Origin of the sequence: Saccharicrinis carchari, from assembly GCF_900182605.1 — a bacterium.
Lineage (GTDB): Bacteria > Bacteroidota > Bacteroidia > Bacteroidales > Marinilabiliaceae > Saccharicrinis > Saccharicrinis carchari.
In genome coordinates, this window is the sequence record NZ_FXTB01000001.1 from 689,128 (window position 1) to 705,221 (window position 16,094).

Here is a 16,094-nt window from a genome sequence, read left to right on the forward strand (position 1 = left end):
CTTTAACACACAACATTGGAATTAAAAGTTAGTAAGAGAAAATTAAATATGACAAAAAATAAATTAACCCTTTCCCAACTTGAGCAATACCTGTCAAAAGCGGCCTGGATTTTAAAAGGTCCGGTAGATGCTTCGGATTTTAAGGTATATATTTTCCCTTTGCTATTCTTTAAGCGATTATCTGACGTTTATGATGAAGAATATCAGCAAGCACTTGAAGAGTCTGATGGTGATGTTGAATATGCTTCGCTCCCTGAATTTCACCGATTTGAAATACCGGAGGGTTGCCATTGGAAGGATGTGAGAGAAACAACTACCAACGTTGGTGTAGCTATTGAAAAAGCATTACGAGGAATTGAACAAGCTAACCAGGATTTATTGTATGGTATTTTTGGCGATGCGCAATGGAGCAACAAAAACAAACTCGCCGACCGCTTGCTCCTTGATTTAATTGAGCACTTTTCGCAATATACTTTAGCCAACTCCATGGTTGAGTCCGATTTATTGGGTAATGCCTACGAATACCTGATAAAACATTTTGCTGACTTAACCAACAAGAAAGCCGGGGAGTTTTATACACCCCGCTCTGTGGTGCATCTTTTAGGACTTATTTTGGATCCCCATGAGGGCGAAAGCATTTACGACCCCGCTTGTGGTACAGGAGGTATGTTGCTGGAATGTGTGGACAATTTAAAAGAAAACAACGAAGATTACCGCACCTTAAAATTGTTTGGACAGGAGAAAAACCTGACATCCAGTTCCATTGCACGTATGAACATGTTTTTACATGGCATCGAAGATTTTCAGATTTATCGTGGCGACACCCTTCGCAGCCCGGCGTTTTTTGTGGCCGATGGTTTAAAAACTTTTGATTGCGTTATCGCTAATCCGCCTTTCTCGTTAAAGGATTGGGGAGCCGAAAACTGGGCCAACGACCCTTACGGACGTAATATTGCCGGAGTACCGCCCAAAGGGAATGGCGATATGGCCTGGGTACAGCATATGATAAAATCGATGAACAGTACCGGGCGGATGACGGTAGTATTGCCGCACGGTGCGCTTTTCCGAAAAGGAGCCGAGGGACGTATTCGTGAAGAATTATTAAAGCAGGATTTATTGGAAGCCGTGATAGGTTTAGGTTCAAATATATTTTACGGAACCCAATTGGCGGCTTGTGTGATGGTTTTTAAGCAAAACAAAGAAAGCCATAAGAAAGGGAAGGTACTGTTTATTGATGCTGCCAATCAGGTGCGGGTGGGCCGCGCTCAAAATTTCCTGGAGCCAAACCATGTGCAACAGATTTACTCCTGGTATGGTAATTATGCGGATGTAGAGAATCAAGTAAAGATTGCCACCCTCGATGACATCATAGAAAACGATTACAACCTGAATATTCCGCTGTATGTGGAAAAGATAATTGAAGACAATTTGCCTTCGGTTGAAGAAGCCATGAGTGATTTGAAGATAGCATGGGCAGAGAGTTTAAAAGCGGAAGAGAAGTTTAAAACAATACTAAAAAGGTTTACCACAGATAACGCAGATTAACACAGAATTAATCCGTGAAAATCTGTGCGAATCCGTGGTAAAAGATATGAAGCGTGGAAAGAAAGTATAAAGCAATACTCGAAAGGTGCACCACAGATAACGCAGATTAACACAGATAACAATTCGTGAAAATCTGTGCGAATCCGTGGTGAAAAATATTATGATGGAACTAAACGATATATCATACAAAATTATAGGATGCGTGTATAAGGTTCATACAGAACTTGGTCCGGGATTGCTCGAATCGAGCTATGAAGTTTGTTTAGCGCATGAATTACTGAAAGAGGGCTTAAAAGTAGAGCGCCAAAAATCATTGCCCGTGGTATATGATGGTATTAAACTGGATGCCGGATATCGGATTGATTTATTAGTTGAGAATTTGATTATACTCGAATTAAAGTCAGTGGATGAAATTGCACCGATTCATAAAGCACAGTTAATGACCTATCTGAAACTTTCCGGATTAAAATTAGGGCTTCTGCTGAATTTTAATGTGCTGGATATGAAAAAAGGAATAAACAGAATAGTAATGTAAAAAAAATCACCGCAGATAACGCAGATAAATAATCCGTGGTAATCTGTGTAAATCAGTGGTAAAAAATAAAAAGCATGGATAGAGAGTTTAAAACAATACTTGAAAAGTTCACCACAGATAACGCAGATTAACACAGAAAAATAATCCGTGTAAATCTGTGTAAATCCGTGGTAAAAAAATTAATATGACCCAACAACAACTCGAAAAATATCTCTGGGGTGCAGCAACGGCCTTGCGCGGTACCATTGATGCCGGCGATTACAAACAATATATTTTCCCTTTGCTGTTCTTTAAGCGTATATGCGATGTGTACGACGAAGAGTTTGAAAAAGCCCTGGAGGAGAGTGATGGCGATATGGAATATGCAGCCTTTGCCGAAAACCATCATTTTATAGTGCCCCGGCACGCCCATTGGAACACGGTGCGCGAAACCACCACCAATGTGGGTATGGCGCTGCAAAATGCCATGCGCGAAATTGAAAAAGCCAACCCCGATACCCTATACGGTATTTTTGGCGATGCCAGCTGGACCAATAAGAACCGACTGAGCGATGAAACCCTCATTAACTTAGTGGAGCATTACTCGCAGTATAAACTCAATTTGAGTAATGTAGCCGACGATAAACTGGGCAATGCCTACGAGTACCTGATAAAAGAGTTTGCCGACGATAGCGGACATACCGCAGCAGAGTTTTATACTAACCGCACTGTGGTAAAGTTGATGACCATGATAATGGACCCGCAGCCTGGCGAAAGTGTGTACGACCCTACTTGCGGCTCCGGCGGCTTGTTATTGAACTGTGCCTTGCATTTAAAGGAAGAAGGCAAAGAGTACCGTACCTTAAAACTGTACGGACAAGAAATTAACCTGATTACCTCGGCCATTGCCCGTATGAATATGTTTATGCACGGCATTGAGGAGTTTAGCATAGTACGGGGCGATACCCTGGCACAACCAGCATTTTTAGAAAACGACGAATTAAAGAAATTCAACGTCATTCTGGCCAATCCACCTTACAGTATTAAAGCCTGGGACCAAAAAGCCTTTACCAACGACCCGTATGGTCGTAACCTATGGGGAACACCTCCGCAAGGCTGTGCCGATTATGCCTTTGAACAACATATTCATAAGAGTATGGATGAATCAAATGGAAGGTGTGTACAACTTTGGCCGCATGGAATTCTTTTTCGTGATAACGATAAGAAAATGCGAAAAAAGATGATTGAAACAGATACCGTTGATTGCGTAATTGCATTGGGCAAAAACCTTTTCTACAACTCATCCATGGAGTCTGCCTTATTGATAAGGAGAACAAATAAAGAGGAAAAGAAGAAAGGAAAAGTGTTGTTTATTAATGCTTTTAATGAAGTTAAAGATGAAAAAACAATCTCACACTTGTTAGACAAGCATATTGAGAAAATATTTAATGCTTATAAGGATTATAAGGATATCGATGGTTTTGCAAAAGTGGTAGAAAATGAAAAAATATTAAAAAAAGATTCTTCTTTATTAGTTACAAATTATATACAATCATCAAGAGTATCAGTGAGTGATATTAAGCCTTTCGAAGAAGCTTACAAAGATTGGGAAGAATCATCTTCTGTTTTAAAAAATAGTATTTCTCAATTATTTAATGAATTAGAAAAATGAAGTTGAAGATTGATAAAAATAATTGGGAGAAGGTAAAGCTTATTGACGTTTTTACAAAGCGTGAAGAGAATGACAAAGTAAATGCAAAAAAAAGATTTGATAAGTTTTTGAAGGTTGAACATATGGATAAGGAGTCACTGCATATTAAAAGGTGGTCCAGTCAAGAGAAGGGCGATGAATTAAATCCATATTTCTATAAAATTTTCAGAAAAGGGCAAATACTCTTCCCTACCCGGAATCCACATTTAAGAAGAACTGCATTAGCTTCATTTGATGGAATATGTGGGGAAAAGACATTAACATTGGAACCGAATGAAGAGTTCATTATTCCGGAGTTTATACCTTTTTTATTTCATAGTGAAAGTTTTTATGCTCATACAACTGGTGTAATAATAGGCTCTACAAATCCGCATTGTAGATGGAGAGATGTTGCCAACTACGAATTCCTCCTCCCACCCAAAGACCAACAAAATCAACTGGCCGAACTCCTTTGGGCTATGGATGATGTGATTAAGAAGGAAAGGGAGGTGTTGGAGAGGTTGAATGAGGCAAGTCAAATAGCATTTGAAAACGAAATAGAAAAATCCTCGGGAGAATTAATCCCTCTTTCAGAAGTTCTTATACCCAAGAAAGCGAAAAGCCAAGTACCGCATAAAATTAATAGATATATCGGGCTAGAACATATTGAGTCAGGTGCTTTTTCATGCATTGAATTTGGTAATTCAAATGAAGTTTTGGCACAATGTAATATTGTTGAAGAAGGTGATTTATGCTATAGTAAATTAAGACCTTATTTAGATAAAGCCTTCATTGCAACTTTTCAAGCAGTTTCTACGACAGAATTACTTATTTATAACACTCATAAGCTTTCAAAAGAATTCGTGCTTTATCATTTACACAGTAAACCATTTATTCATTTTGTAACAGGGAAAGGGTTTGGAACAAAAATGCCTAGAGTAAGTCATAAAATAATTGGAGAGTATAAAGTAAAGCTGGTTGATGATGAAGATAAAATTTTAGGTCTAATGAGAAACTTTGAAAAAAGTAAAACTAATATGAATACTAAAATCATCAATTCCAAAGCCTTACAAAAGAGTTTAATTAATCAGATATTTTAGGCCTTCGCTAAAGCTTCGGCCTACACGGTAATGAGTACAAAACAAGACATAAAGCAGTATTTTAAGCCAGATAGCAGATGGGAGCTGTGCCGATTATTTTAAATCTGTGTTATCTGTGGTGAAGAGAAGAGGATGTAAAAAATATAGCCCATTGCAAATAAATACCAACCTGATATTCCATATTCCGATATAGAATAAAACTCTTTAATTTCTTGTACAACAGATTGCAAATGGTTAATATTGCATATTCGAATATGGAATAAATGAAAATGAAGCAACAAATAATGAGTCCACACGACATTGTAATTCTGCTAAAAATAGTGAGTTACGGTAATGAGCAGTGGTATCAAAAACCATTAGCAGAAGCCTTAGGCATTAGTCAATCAGAAATAAGCAAGTCGCTCAACAGGTCAAAATACGCAGGTTTACTGGCTCCTAACGGTAAAACAGTCATGAAAATGGCCTTGATGGAGTTTTTGCAATACGGTTTACGTTACGTTTTTCCGCAAAAACCGGGTGCTGTGGTGCGTGGTGTATCAACTTCACATTCGGCAAGCCCTTTAAAAGCAGATATTCAAAGCACAGAAGATTATGTATGGCCTTATGGCAAAGGAACTGTTCGCGGGCATAGCATAGTGCCGTTGCACCCTGCGGTACCAGAGGCGGCCTTGAAAGACGAAAAATTACACGAGCTGCTGGCTTTAGTAGATGCCTTGCGTGTAGGCAGAGCTCGAGAAAAAGAATTGGCCGTAATAGCACTTAAAAAACGTTTGGGACTTGGAGAATAGAACCATCAATATTGCCGTAGTGGCCGCAGTGGCCGCAGCCTTAAAGGATATCAAGCAAAACATGGTGTTTGTGGGTGGTGCGGTGGTGAGTTTATACGCCGATGATCCGGCTGCAGATGAGATACGCCCAACGCAAGATATTGATATAGCCTTAAACATAGTCAATCTTAGCCATTGGCAAGAGGTTCAAGAACAATTAGGTGCACTTGGTTTTCATCCCGATCCATTTGGCCATGCCATTTGCAGTTACAAGTACAAGGATATTCCTATAGATATTATGGCTACCGAAGCTGGCCCGCTTGGCCCGGCAAACCGTTGGTATAAAATAGGCTTCAATAATTTATGGACTGCTAAAGCCAAAGACCAAGAAATAAAAATTCTTTCCGCACCGTGTTATTTGGCCACCAAATTCGAAGCGTTTAACGATAGAGGCAGTGATTACAGAATCAGTCACGACATCGAAGATATTATCTATGTTTTAGACAATCGTACCACAATTGCAGAAGAAGTGGCTCAAGACGATAGTCGCATCGCCAATTTTATAAAAAAACAACTTCAAAACATAAGCTCAAAAGACCTAATGCAAGAAGTGCTAATGGCGCATATTCACCCACTAATGCTGGAAGAACGCATGCCTATTGTAGAAGAAAAAATTACCCAAATACTAAATCATAATTATGGCCTTCAACGAACTAAATAGCGTAGAGCACTACATTATTCACCAGTTAACAGGGGTAAATTTAAATGCTAGCGAGCGGGCAGCTGAACCGCCTGGTAGCTATGGTGCCGCCTGGAAATATGTGGCGCCGCAAAACTTACAGCGTAGTGTAAACGAAGTGTTGTTAGAGGGCCATTTAAAAGAAGCCCTGGTTCGTTTGAATCCCGAAATTAAGGCCAAGCCCGAGCTGGCCGATGAGGTGATTTATAAACTACGTGCCGTGCTTATTGCTGTGCCACAGGTAGGTTTAGTAAAGGCCAATGAGGAGTTTTTTAAATGGATGTGTGGCGATAAAACCATGCCCTTTGGCGAAGGTAACCGTCATGTGCCGGTGCGTCTTATCGATTTCGACGACCTGTCGCAAAACACCTACCTTGTCACCAATCAGTTCAGGGTGCATCACCGCGAAACCAAGATTCCGGATGTAGTCATGTTTATAAATGGTATTCCGGTGGTGGTGGGCGAAGCAAAAACGCCCATACGTCCATCCGTCAGCTGGCTCGATGGTGCCCACGAGGTGCGCGATATTTACGAAAATGCCATCCCACAATTGTTTGTATCCAATATATTATCCTTTGCCACCGAGGGCAAAAAATTGTTTTATGGTGCCATTCGTACGCCACTTCAATTTTGGGCGCCCTGGCGTTTGGATGGCGATGAGGATGCTTTAGCCAAAAGCCTGGGATTGGACGAGATAGGTAAAGAAATACACCACTTGTTAAGCCCTCAACGCTTATTGGATATACTGCTCAATTTTTCGTTGTTTACTTCCAATAAAAAGAAACAACGCATAAAAATAATTCCTCGCTTTCAGCAATACCACGGGGCCAATAAAATTGTGGAACGCGTAGAAAACGGCCATATTAAAAAAGGTTTGATTTGGCATTTTCAAGGTTCGGGTAAATCCTTATTGATGGTATTTGCCGCACAAAAACTACGACGAAACCCCAAGCTCAAAAGCCCTACGGTAATTGTACTGGTGGACAGAACCGACCTGGACACGCAGATATCCGGCACCTTTAATGCAGCTGATATCCCCAATGTGGAAACCACGGCCAACATTAGCGAGTTACAAAACCTACTGGAGCGCGATACGCGTAAAATAATCATTTCGATGATTCATAAATTTAGGGATGCCAAACCCAATATGAATACCCGCGAAAATATTATTGTGCTGGTGGATGAAGCGCACCGAACGCAGGAAGGCGATTTAGGACGTACCATGCGGGCCGCCTTACCCAATGCCTTTATATTTGGCTTAACCGGAACGCCTGTAAACAAAGCCGACAAAAACACTTATTGGGCCTTTGGTGCCAAAGAGGACCAAGGCGGTTATATGTCGCGCTATACCTTTCAGGAGTCCATCCGCGATGAGGCTACGCTGCCCTTGCATTTTGAGCCTCGCCTGGTAGAAGTGCATCTGGATAAGGAAACCATCGATAAAGCTTTTGAAGATTTTAAGGAAGAATCGGCCTTGAATGATGAAGAGGCTGATGCCTTAAACAAAAAGTCCGCAAAGATGGCAGCCTTCCTCAAGTCGCCCGAACGGGTGGCTAAAATTGTAACGGATATTGCTACCCACTTTAAGGAAAAAGTGGAACCGCATGGTTTTAAAGCCATGATTGTGACGCCCGACCGACATGCCTGCGTGCAATACAAGCGCGAATTGGATAAGTATTTCCCCACGGAAGCAAGCAGGGTGGTTATTTCTACCACTGCCAACGATCCCGAAGATTTTAAAAAGGACTGGGGCATAGATAAAAGCCAGCAGGAAAAGATTGTGGATGAATTTAACGATGCCCAATCCGAGTTAAAATTTATCATTGTAACGGCAAAGTTATTAACGGGTTTCGATGCGCCCATTTTACAAACGATGTACCTGGATAAATCCATCAAAGACCACACCTTATTGCAGGCTATTTGTCGTACAAACCGTTTATATACCAATAAAAATTATGGCCGGATTGTGGATTACTTTGGTGTTTTTGATGATGCCGCCAAAGCACTGGAATTTGATGAGCAATCCATGCGCCATATCATCACTAACCTTACGGAGCTAAAAGCAAAGTTGCCACAGGCCATGGCCAGTGCTTTAAGCCATTTTAATGGTGTGGATCGCTCCATAGAAGGATTTGAAGGTTTGGAGCTAGCACAAAACGCCATCAATACCGATGATAAAAAAGATGCCTTTGCCGCCGATTTTAAGTTTCTCGCTAAGCTATGGGAATCGCTCTCCCCTGACAGGATACTGGATGTGTATCAGCCCGATTACAAATGGTTGTCGCAGGTATTTGAATCGGTTCGTCCGGCGTCGGATGGTATCGGTAAGTTACTGTGGTTTGCCTTAGGGGCACAAACTACGCGTTTAATACATGATAATATTCATGTGGGCGGGGTGCATCAGTTGGAAGGGTTTTTATTGGATGCCGATGTTATTGAAGATATATTTAATAACCCCGATCCTAAAAACGCCAAAAAGTTGGAGAAAATACTCATCAGGCGATTTAAAAAACATGGCGATAATCCCAAGTTTAAAAAGCTGAGCGAACGCCTGGAGGAATTACGAGATAAAGCGGAAAGAGGGCTCATCACCTCCATTGAGTTTGTAAAAGAACTCTGTAAAATTGCCAAGGAAACCATTCAAGCCGAAAAAAAATTAGAGCAGAAGATCCAAGAGAAAACACCTAAGGCGGCACTTACAGAATTATTTCTGGAACTAAAAACCGATAAAACGCCTGCCGTTGTGGAGCGAATTGTTAGCGATATTGATGCTATTGTTCGTGTTGTAAACTTTCCGGGTTGGCAAACAACCACATCAGGAGAAAGAGAAGTTCAAAAGTCATTACGCAAGGCTTTATTAAAATATAAGTTACATAAAGACCAGTTGTTGTTCGATAGAGCGTATGCGTATATCAAGGAGTATTATTAAAACTATTTGCGCTTTGGTACGTGCCACTCCCCTATCTTTCATTGCTGCCTTAGCGTGGATTTAGATAAGCCACCGCCATAGATGCAATTCTACCAAATGATTCCTATCTTCGCATTTGGTTCAATTGATTGCTTCGACAGGCGCGGCAAGCCCCTGCGCCCGCCAAAGCGCCGCAACACATAAACAGAACAGATGTACACCTTCCACTCCATAAAAGAACTGCTCAATGCCCTTACCATGGGCAAAGACCTGCTGGGGGAGCTGTTTGGCAAACGCAAATCCTTCGATTACCGTTACGAGCAGGCCATTGAGCTGTTGGACGAAGGCAAGGTGCAGTCGCTGATAGAGAAAGGCCTCCTGGTGCGCAATGGGCGTTATTTGGAGATTGACGATCAGCTCCTTACTTTTTTTGAGCAGATACTGGATGTAAATGAGGAGATTAACACCTCGCTCATTAACGAGCATCTGACCCAGTTGAAGCAAAACATCGATTACTATCTGGCCGAGGACAACGAATACCGTCGCCACAAATACCTGAAGTTGGTGAAGGGCGCCTTGCGCAAGGTGGGCATTATCTGTATTCGCAATATTGTGGATTTGAACCGCAATATCGACAATGCCTTTAAAACGGAACCCAACTACCGCATCAAAATCAAGAAGCTCGAAAACTACGATCAGCGTCGCCTCGACATCAAACAACTGATTAGTCGTACCGATAAACTGCTGAGCGGCGATGAGCTCACCTTTTTTGCGACGGCGCGCGACGAGGAGCTGCAAAACATCACCACCGGGCTGCGCCTGCTGTTGCAGGAGGCAAGGCATAACCTGATAGAAACGGAGAAGCAGATCATCGATTTCCTGAACCAGGTGAAGCACCAAAGCAAGGTGATGGAGAAGATACGGCAGGTAAAGTATTTAAAGGATCAGTTTGAGCTGGAAACCAAGTCGGATATTGTGGAGCAACTGCGTAATTCGAATGCCCTGGCTTTCGAGACCCGCCCCGTCTTCCCGCTAAAGCTGGGGCTCGACATCCTGCAGGAGGACGACACCTACGCCCTCATACAAGCGCTCAATCAAAAGATAAAAAGCAAGGTAACGCTCAAGGTGCCCCTGGCCGGCGCCATCGGCGCTTCTTTCTTCAGTGATACGCAGGAAACGGGTGTTTTTATCGATATGGAGGTGATGAAACAGCATTTTGCCGCCTCGGGTTATCACCTGCTCCATTTTGTGCTTCGCTACGATTATCCCAAGCCGGTGAGTTTCGAGGAAATGGTAACTTGCTATTGTCAGCTCATATCGCTTTACGAAGCGGAATTTCGTTTTACCGATGAATATATTACCCATAAAAACACGGAGTTTTCGGTGGTCTATCCAAAATAAAACATAATCAAAGATGGCAACACACAATTTTAAAAAAGATGTTTTTGAAGCCCTCAGCAAGGGCGGTTTTATTTGTTCCAACAGCTCAAAGCCGTCCATGCAAAAACTCTATACCTATATCGACGAGCACTTCGAGCACCTGTACGATTATTTCGTCGAGATAAACTACCTGTTGACCGCCGGCGACGAGTACTATCATTTTACCCGTCCCGAGCAGAAGGTGGATATTTCGCGTAAGCTGGAGCAGGCCTTCCGTTGGATCGATATCGTTGATTTTTTTAAAAGCTACGATGCTTCCTTTGGCTCGGGATATCGCTTTGAGCCCCACGAGATAGCCGTGAGCCTAAAGGTGAATGCCACCCTGAAAAGCAAGCTGAAAGCCCTCCGGAAATACACGCAGACGGACAATGAGCTGGAGGGCATCCGCAAATTGGTGGAACGCCTGCGCAGCGACGGTTTTGTGGAGCTGGAGAGCGATATTTCGGATTCGTACAAAGTGCTGGCTGCCTTTCAGTACCTCGAAACCCTGATTATGAACATTAACCTGAGCGAAGAGACAGACCATGAGATACCTGAATAAAATCGTGTTTATCAACAGTGCCACCATCCCCTATGCCGAGGTACTGCTGGATGGCAACATCCATTTCATCGGTACCCAGGGCGTGGGCAAAAGCACCATCCTGCGGGCTATTTTGTACTTTTACAATGCCGATTCGCGCAAGCTGGGCATCCCCAAAGGGCCCACGGTAAAGAGCTTTGCCGACTGGTACCTGCGCTATGCCAACTCCTACCTGGTATATGAGGTAGCCCGCGAAACGGGGGCCTACTGCGTGCTGGCCTTTAAATCGCAAAACCGGGTGTGCTACCGTTTTATCGACACGGCCTATCAAGCGGCTTATTTTATGAACGAGGCCGGCGAGGTACACGGCAGTTGGGATGCGACACGCCAAAAGCTGGATGCTGCCCGCGTAAATGTATCGCCCATAGTAAACAGCTTTGAGCAGTACCGCGATATTCTGTACGGCAATTTTATGGGCAAAAGCACCTTTAAAAAATATGCCCTCTTAGAGGCCCGCCAGTATAAAAACATCTACCGCACCATTCAAAACGTGTTTTTAAATACCAAGCTGGATGCCACGGAGATTAAGCAAACCATTATCTCCTCCATGGAGGACGAGCAGATCAGCATCGACCTGGACCAGTACGATCATCACTTAAAAGATTTTGAAACCAACCTGAACGACATCAGGCGCTTTCGCTACCCATCGGTACAAAAACAAGCCGCAAGGGCCATTGAGATGCGCTCGGCCATACGCCATTTAAAGCGGGAGCAGGAAACACTGGCCGGCCAGTTGCGCTACCGGCTGGATGCCATGGAAGCGCAAAAGCCGCAACTGATATCGCAAAAAACCCGGCAGGAGGATGCCTTGCGAGCCGAAAAACAAACACAGCAGTACGAGAGCAGCCTTTACCAAAAACGCAAGGACCGGCTAAACGATCAGGTGAGCCAGCTCAACGGCAAGCTCAAAGAGGCCGATGCACAACGGAAGTATTACGCGGGCAGGAATATAGATGATGTACTGCGACGGGTGGAGCGCAACCGGGATTATAAAACCGAGCTGGAAGCCCTGCGCAAGGAACGCGACCTGCTCACCCACCAGTTTAGCGACATCCGCCATACCTACGAGGCCCTGATAGCCCAGCAATCGCAGCAGATGCAAGGCTATACCAATCAAAAGGCGTCCGAAAAAGTGGTCATTGAAAAAGAGGAGCTGCATTTTATTTCGTCCCTGAACGGCGAATACGAAAAGCTGCTCATCGCCCTGGAGCAGGAGCACCGGGCCCGCATAGAAGAGCTGGAGGCCACCCTTCGGCAGGCAGGCGAAAAGGTACACCGCCTGGATAAACAGCAGCTAACGGCCCGCCACCAAAAACCCTATGAGCAGGAGATGGTACAGGCGGCAAATACCTTGGGCAACCTGCGTTTGAACCTTAAAGAGGAGGAGAACAAGCTTCCCGTCAAGAAACAACAAATAGAGGCGCAGCAAGGCAAATGGAATTACGAAAAAGCCGATGCCCAACATAACAACAAGCAGCAGCGCGAAAAAATACAAGCCGCGCTACGCGAAACACAAGCGCGCATCAACGACATCGAAGACCGCATTACGAAGAGCCGCGATTCGCTTTATGGATGGCTGAACCAACACAAGCCGGGCTGGGAGCAAACCATAGGCAAGGTGGTGGATGAGCAGTTGCTCTTCCGCGATGGCTTGTCGCCCAGCATGCAGGATGAGGGAAGCACCCTGTATGGCCTTAGCATCAGCCTGAGCGATTTGGAGTGCAAGGTGAAGTCCATGGACGATTACCGCTTTGAGCTGGAGCAACTGAACGCCACGTTGATCCGGCAACGCAGTGAAGAAAACCAGTTGGCTGCAAACCTGGAAAAAGAACTGGATAAATTACAGCGGCGCAACCTGCCGGGCATCAAAGCGCTCAAGGAAGAAATGCGCCAATCCGAATACCACTGCGAGCAGTTAGGGCGCGAGATAGAAAAGGCGCTACTAAACCAAAGTGAGCTGGAAGAAAAGGCCCGAAAAGAGCAGGACGAGAAGTTGGAGCAGCTTCAACAGGCCCTGGATAAAGCCGTGACGGAACGTGGCGAGGCAGCCGGCAAACTGCAAGAGGCCAAACGGCAACTGCAAAAGCAAAAGGACAACAAACAGCGCGAGAAGAATCGCCGCATCAAACTAACGCAGACCGAGAATAAGCAAAAAACAACGGCACTGGAAACGCAGGTCGCAGCAAAGCAGGCACAGGTTGACGAGAAAATACAAAGCCTAAAGGATGAACGCAACAATGTGCTGAACCAACGGGGTGCCAACACCGGCCGGCTTACAGACCTGGAGAAACAGATGACCACCATAGAAAATGAGCTGGCCTACATTGAGCAGCATCGCGACCTGGTGAGTGAATACAAGAAGGACAAGCGGGAACTGTTCGACCGGGAAAAGGATTTTAAAAATGAGAAAAACCTGCTGGCGGATAAACTGGAACAGCTCCGGCAGACTTTTGCCACGCAACAAGAAGCCTTAGCCCAGCAGGAAGCGCGCCTACAACAACAGATTAAGGCCACCGATGAGCAGCTCCGGAAAATTACTGCCGACGAGGAGAAATTTCAGCATTTTGCCAAGTCGTCGGCCTACCGGGCATTTGAGGCTGCCCCCGATACAAGCCCGGCCGAAAATGAGTACACGGCCATCTTCCTGATCGATGCCATCGGCGACCGATACTACCAGGGCAAAGAAAAACAGGAGGAATTGAAGATCAGTATCGACAAGTTCCTATCCCATTTTTCCGAGGGCAATATCTTTCAGTTCCCTACAAAGTTGATTGAAACCGATGCCTACCTGAACTGGGCCGTAGAGCTGAACGACTTTATCGAGGAAGATAAAATCGACGAGTTCGAGAAGCGCACCAACGAGCGTTTTGCCGACATCATCAGCACGGTAGGTAAAGAAACCACTTTGTTGATATCGAAAACCGGCGAGATAAAAAAAATCATCAATAAAATTAATGCCGACTTCAAGGGCAAGCGTTTTTTGGAGGCGGTAACCAACATAGAGCTCGACATAAAAGACAGCAAGCACACGGCCGTGCTGCTGCTCAAACGAATCAAGGATTTTAACGATGATAACTTCCAGAGCCTGGGCGCCAGCAACCTGTTTTCGGGTACCGACCACGATAAAAACAACAGCAAGGCGGTGGAGCTGCTGCGGCAGTTGGTGAAGGAAATAAACCAAACGCGCGATTCCGTGGTGCGCCTGGCCGACTCCTTTGAGCTGAGCTTTCGGGTGGAGGAGAACGGCAACGATACCGGATGGGTGGAGAAACTGTCCAACGTGGGATCGGAAGGCACCGATGTGCTGGTGAAAGCCATGATTAACATTATGCTGCTGAATGTGTTTAAAGAAGGGGCCTCGCGGCGGTTCAAAGATTTCAAGCTGCATTGCATGATGGACGAGGTGGGCAAGCTGCATCCCAATAACGTGAAGGGAATATTAAACTTTGCCAACGATAGAAACATCCTGTTGATTAATGGCTCCCCTACGGAAAGCACCCCACTTAATTATCGCCATATTTATAAAATAAGTAAGGATGCGAATAAGAATTCAAGGATAAAACGTATTATTTCAAATCCTGTTTTGGCCCAATAAGCATGGAAAAAATATCCCTCAACATAGCGAAAAGAATACAGTTGCTGATTCAAGGCGAAAGCATACCCCATGGCCAATTGAAAGCTAAAGTTATCGACCAGATGCTGGAGGAAGGGATACTACATTTGAAATTGCAAGGCAGGAGCAGGAAAACTGTATTTGCCACAAATGCAGGGGCTATCGCTAATTTTTTAAGCAGCCACCTGGGAATAAACGACCTGAACAATTATATCGCCAACCTGGAGCATGGGACTTCCCGGAGCGAAAACATTGTTGCTTCCTCCGATTCCAAATCATCTGCAAGAAGAACATTTAAAGGCTTCCTTGTGAATTGCTTTTCTCCGGTAAAAACTAAAATGAACGGCCAGGATTTTTTGATTAAGCCACAAGAAGGTGCATATACTTACATCCATGATTTTGAAACGTTCACCATTCCTCCCGATACACTTATTGTTGGCGTAGAGAACCCTGAAAACTTCAGATTTATTCGTAAGCAAGCAAAGCTATTTAATGCTGAGTCCATTCTCTTTGTGAGTCGCTACCCGCAATCCAACGATTTAATAACCTGGCTGCAGGGCATCCCCAACAGCTACCTGCATTTTGGCGATTTCGACTTCGAGGGCATACGCATCTTTAAGGACGAGTATTATCAATACCTGCAAAGCCGGGCCTCTTTTTTTATTCCGGAAAACATCGAGGTGCTAATCCGTACGTATGGCAACAAAGCCTTGTACGACAAACAGTACAAAACCAATACCACCGAGACCTTGGGCTTCAATGCAGCGTTACAGGAACTCATAGCCCTGTATCATCGTTACAAAAAATGTTTGGAGCAGGAGGTTTTGATCCAAGTAAACTCAACTCATTAATATAGTGTGAAGTCAAATGTAAAATAAAAAAAGATTACTGAACTGAAAATCGACATCCTGCCCGCTAATTTTATTCCTGGATGTCAAACATTAAAGAAGTTAAAAAAGCAGCCAAGCAAACCATCGACGAACTGAAAGCAGAGAAACTAAAGATTGAACGCTGGCGCGAGAGCCGCCAAATAACCGCCGCCATAAAAGGCATGATATACAACCGGCTCCTGTGGCTGCCCCAAGAAGCCTACACCGAAGAGGAAGTCAGCCAGAAAACAATAAGTGTATATCAGCACATCTATAGCAACTACAGCGGCGGTGGGGTGAGTGTTTATGCGTAGTAAAATTTAAAACCA

Annotated in this window: 12 protein-coding genes; all 12 read left to right on the top strand. The window is 44.2% G+C overall.

From position 1 onward, the window contains the following. The first annotated feature begins 48 nt into the window (after positions 1 to 48). The 12 genes from FN809_RS02460 (at position 49) to FN809_RS02515 (ending at position 16,079) form a co-directional block, all read left to right on the top strand. Positions 49 to 1,545 carry a type I restriction-modification system subunit M gene (locus tag FN809_RS02460; RefSeq protein WP_142531878.1) on the top strand — a complete coding sequence of 499 codons (1,497 nt, stop codon included), beginning with the start codon at positions 49 to 51 and terminating at the stop codon, positions 1,543 to 1,545. 160 nt (positions 1,546 to 1,705) lie between these two features. Further along, on the top strand, positions 1,706 to 2,080 hold the full coding sequence (locus FN809_RS02465; RefSeq protein WP_246095404.1) for a GxxExxY protein: 375 nt from the start codon (positions 1,706 to 1,708) through the stop codon (positions 2,078 to 2,080). Positions 2,081 to 2,264: 184 nt separating this feature from the next. After that, positions 2,265 to 3,731 (top strand): type I restriction-modification system subunit M, encoded by a 1,467-nt coding sequence (locus FN809_RS02470; protein WP_142531879.1) that lies wholly within the window; start codon positions 2,265 to 2,267, stop codon positions 3,729 to 3,731. Next, the gene (locus tag FN809_RS02475; protein WP_142531880.1) at positions 3,728 to 4,849 is read left to right on the top strand and encodes a restriction endonuclease subunit S; all 1,122 of its coding nucleotides are present in this window, start codon (positions 3,728 to 3,730) and stop codon (positions 4,847 to 4,849) included. Before FN809_RS02470 ends, FN809_RS02475 begins: the two co-directional genes overlap by 4 nt. A 269-nt stretch (positions 4,850 to 5,118) precedes the next feature. Then, complete coding sequence (locus tag FN809_RS02480; protein ID WP_221929338.1) at positions 5,119 to 5,637, top strand: hypothetical protein; 519 nt, start codon at positions 5,119 to 5,121, stop codon at positions 5,635 to 5,637. After that, positions 5,627 to 6,337, top strand: a complete 711-nt coding sequence (locus FN809_RS02485; RefSeq protein ID WP_142531882.1) for a hypothetical protein — start codon at positions 5,627 to 5,629, stop codon at positions 6,335 to 6,337. The genes FN809_RS02480 and FN809_RS02485 overlap by 11 nt, the downstream gene beginning before the upstream one ends. Next, the gene (locus tag FN809_RS02490) at positions 6,315 to 9,284 is read left to right on the top strand and encodes a type I restriction endonuclease subunit R (RefSeq protein WP_142531883.1); all 2,970 of its coding nucleotides are present in this window, start codon (positions 6,315 to 6,317) and stop codon (positions 9,282 to 9,284) included. The genes FN809_RS02485 and FN809_RS02490 overlap by 23 nt, the downstream gene beginning before the upstream one ends. A 192-nt stretch (positions 9,285 to 9,476) precedes the next feature. Further along, a complete protein-coding gene (locus tag FN809_RS02495; RefSeq protein ID WP_142531884.1) occupies positions 9,477 to 10,664 on the top strand; it encodes a hypothetical protein in 1,188 nt (395 codons plus the stop codon). A gap of 13 nt (positions 10,665 to 10,677) precedes the next feature. Beyond that, positions 10,678 to 11,244: a condensin complex protein MksE gene (locus tag FN809_RS02500; protein ID WP_142531885.1), complete on the top strand. Its 567-nt coding sequence runs from the start codon at positions 10,678 to 10,680 to the stop codon at positions 11,242 to 11,244. Then, positions 11,228 to 14,878 carry an ATP-binding protein gene (locus FN809_RS02505; RefSeq protein ID WP_142531886.1) on the top strand — a complete coding sequence of 1,217 codons (3,651 nt, stop codon included), beginning with the start codon at positions 11,228 to 11,230 and terminating at the stop codon, positions 14,876 to 14,878. Before FN809_RS02500 ends, FN809_RS02505 begins: the two co-directional genes overlap by 17 nt. Positions 14,879 to 14,880: 2 nt before the next feature. Then, complete coding sequence (locus FN809_RS02510; protein WP_142531887.1) at positions 14,881 to 15,747, top strand: hypothetical protein; 867 nt, start codon at positions 14,881 to 14,883, stop codon at positions 15,745 to 15,747. Positions 15,748 to 15,827: 80 nt separating this feature from the next. Further along, entirely contained in the window at positions 15,828 to 16,079 is a 252-nt protein-coding gene (locus FN809_RS02515) for a hypothetical protein (RefSeq protein ID WP_185957409.1), read from the top strand. Positions 16,080 to 16,094 lie beyond the last annotated feature (15 nt).

What these genes read in the sequence shown, in the direction of transcription:
- FN809_RS02460 (WP_142531878.1), top strand. Translation starts at nt 49, where the DNA reads ATGACAAAAAATAAATTAACCCTTTCCCAACTTGAGCAATACCTGTCA.
- FN809_RS02505 (WP_142531886.1), top strand. Translation starts at nt 11,228, where the DNA reads ATGAGATACCTGAATAAAATCGTGTTTATCAACAGTGCCACCATCCCC.
- FN809_RS02510 (WP_142531887.1), top strand. Translation starts at nt 14,881, where the DNA reads ATGGAAAAAATATCCCTCAACATAGCGAAAAGAATACAGTTGCTGATT.
- FN809_RS02470 (WP_142531879.1), top strand. Translation starts at nt 2,265, where the DNA reads ATGACCCAACAACAACTCGAAAAATATCTCTGGGGTGCAGCAACGGCC.
- FN809_RS02475 (WP_142531880.1), top strand. Translation starts at nt 3,728, where the DNA reads ATGAAGTTGAAGATTGATAAAAATAATTGGGAGAAGGTAAAGCTTATT.
- FN809_RS02515 (WP_185957409.1), top strand. Translation starts at nt 15,828, where the DNA reads ATGTCAAACATTAAAGAAGTTAAAAAAGCAGCCAAGCAAACCATCGAC.
- FN809_RS02480 (WP_221929338.1), top strand. Translation starts at nt 5,119, where the DNA reads ATGAAGCAACAAATAATGAGTCCACACGACATTGTAATTCTGCTAAAA.
- FN809_RS02495 (WP_142531884.1), top strand. Translation starts at nt 9,477, where the DNA reads ATGTACACCTTCCACTCCATAAAAGAACTGCTCAATGCCCTTACCATG.
- FN809_RS02465 (WP_246095404.1), top strand. Translation starts at nt 1,706, where the DNA reads ATGATGGAACTAAACGATATATCATACAAAATTATAGGATGCGTGTAT.
- FN809_RS02500 (WP_142531885.1), top strand. Translation starts at nt 10,678, where the DNA reads ATGGCAACACACAATTTTAAAAAAGATGTTTTTGAAGCCCTCAGCAAG.
- FN809_RS02490 (WP_142531883.1), top strand. Translation starts at nt 6,315, where the DNA reads ATGGCCTTCAACGAACTAAATAGCGTAGAGCACTACATTATTCACCAG.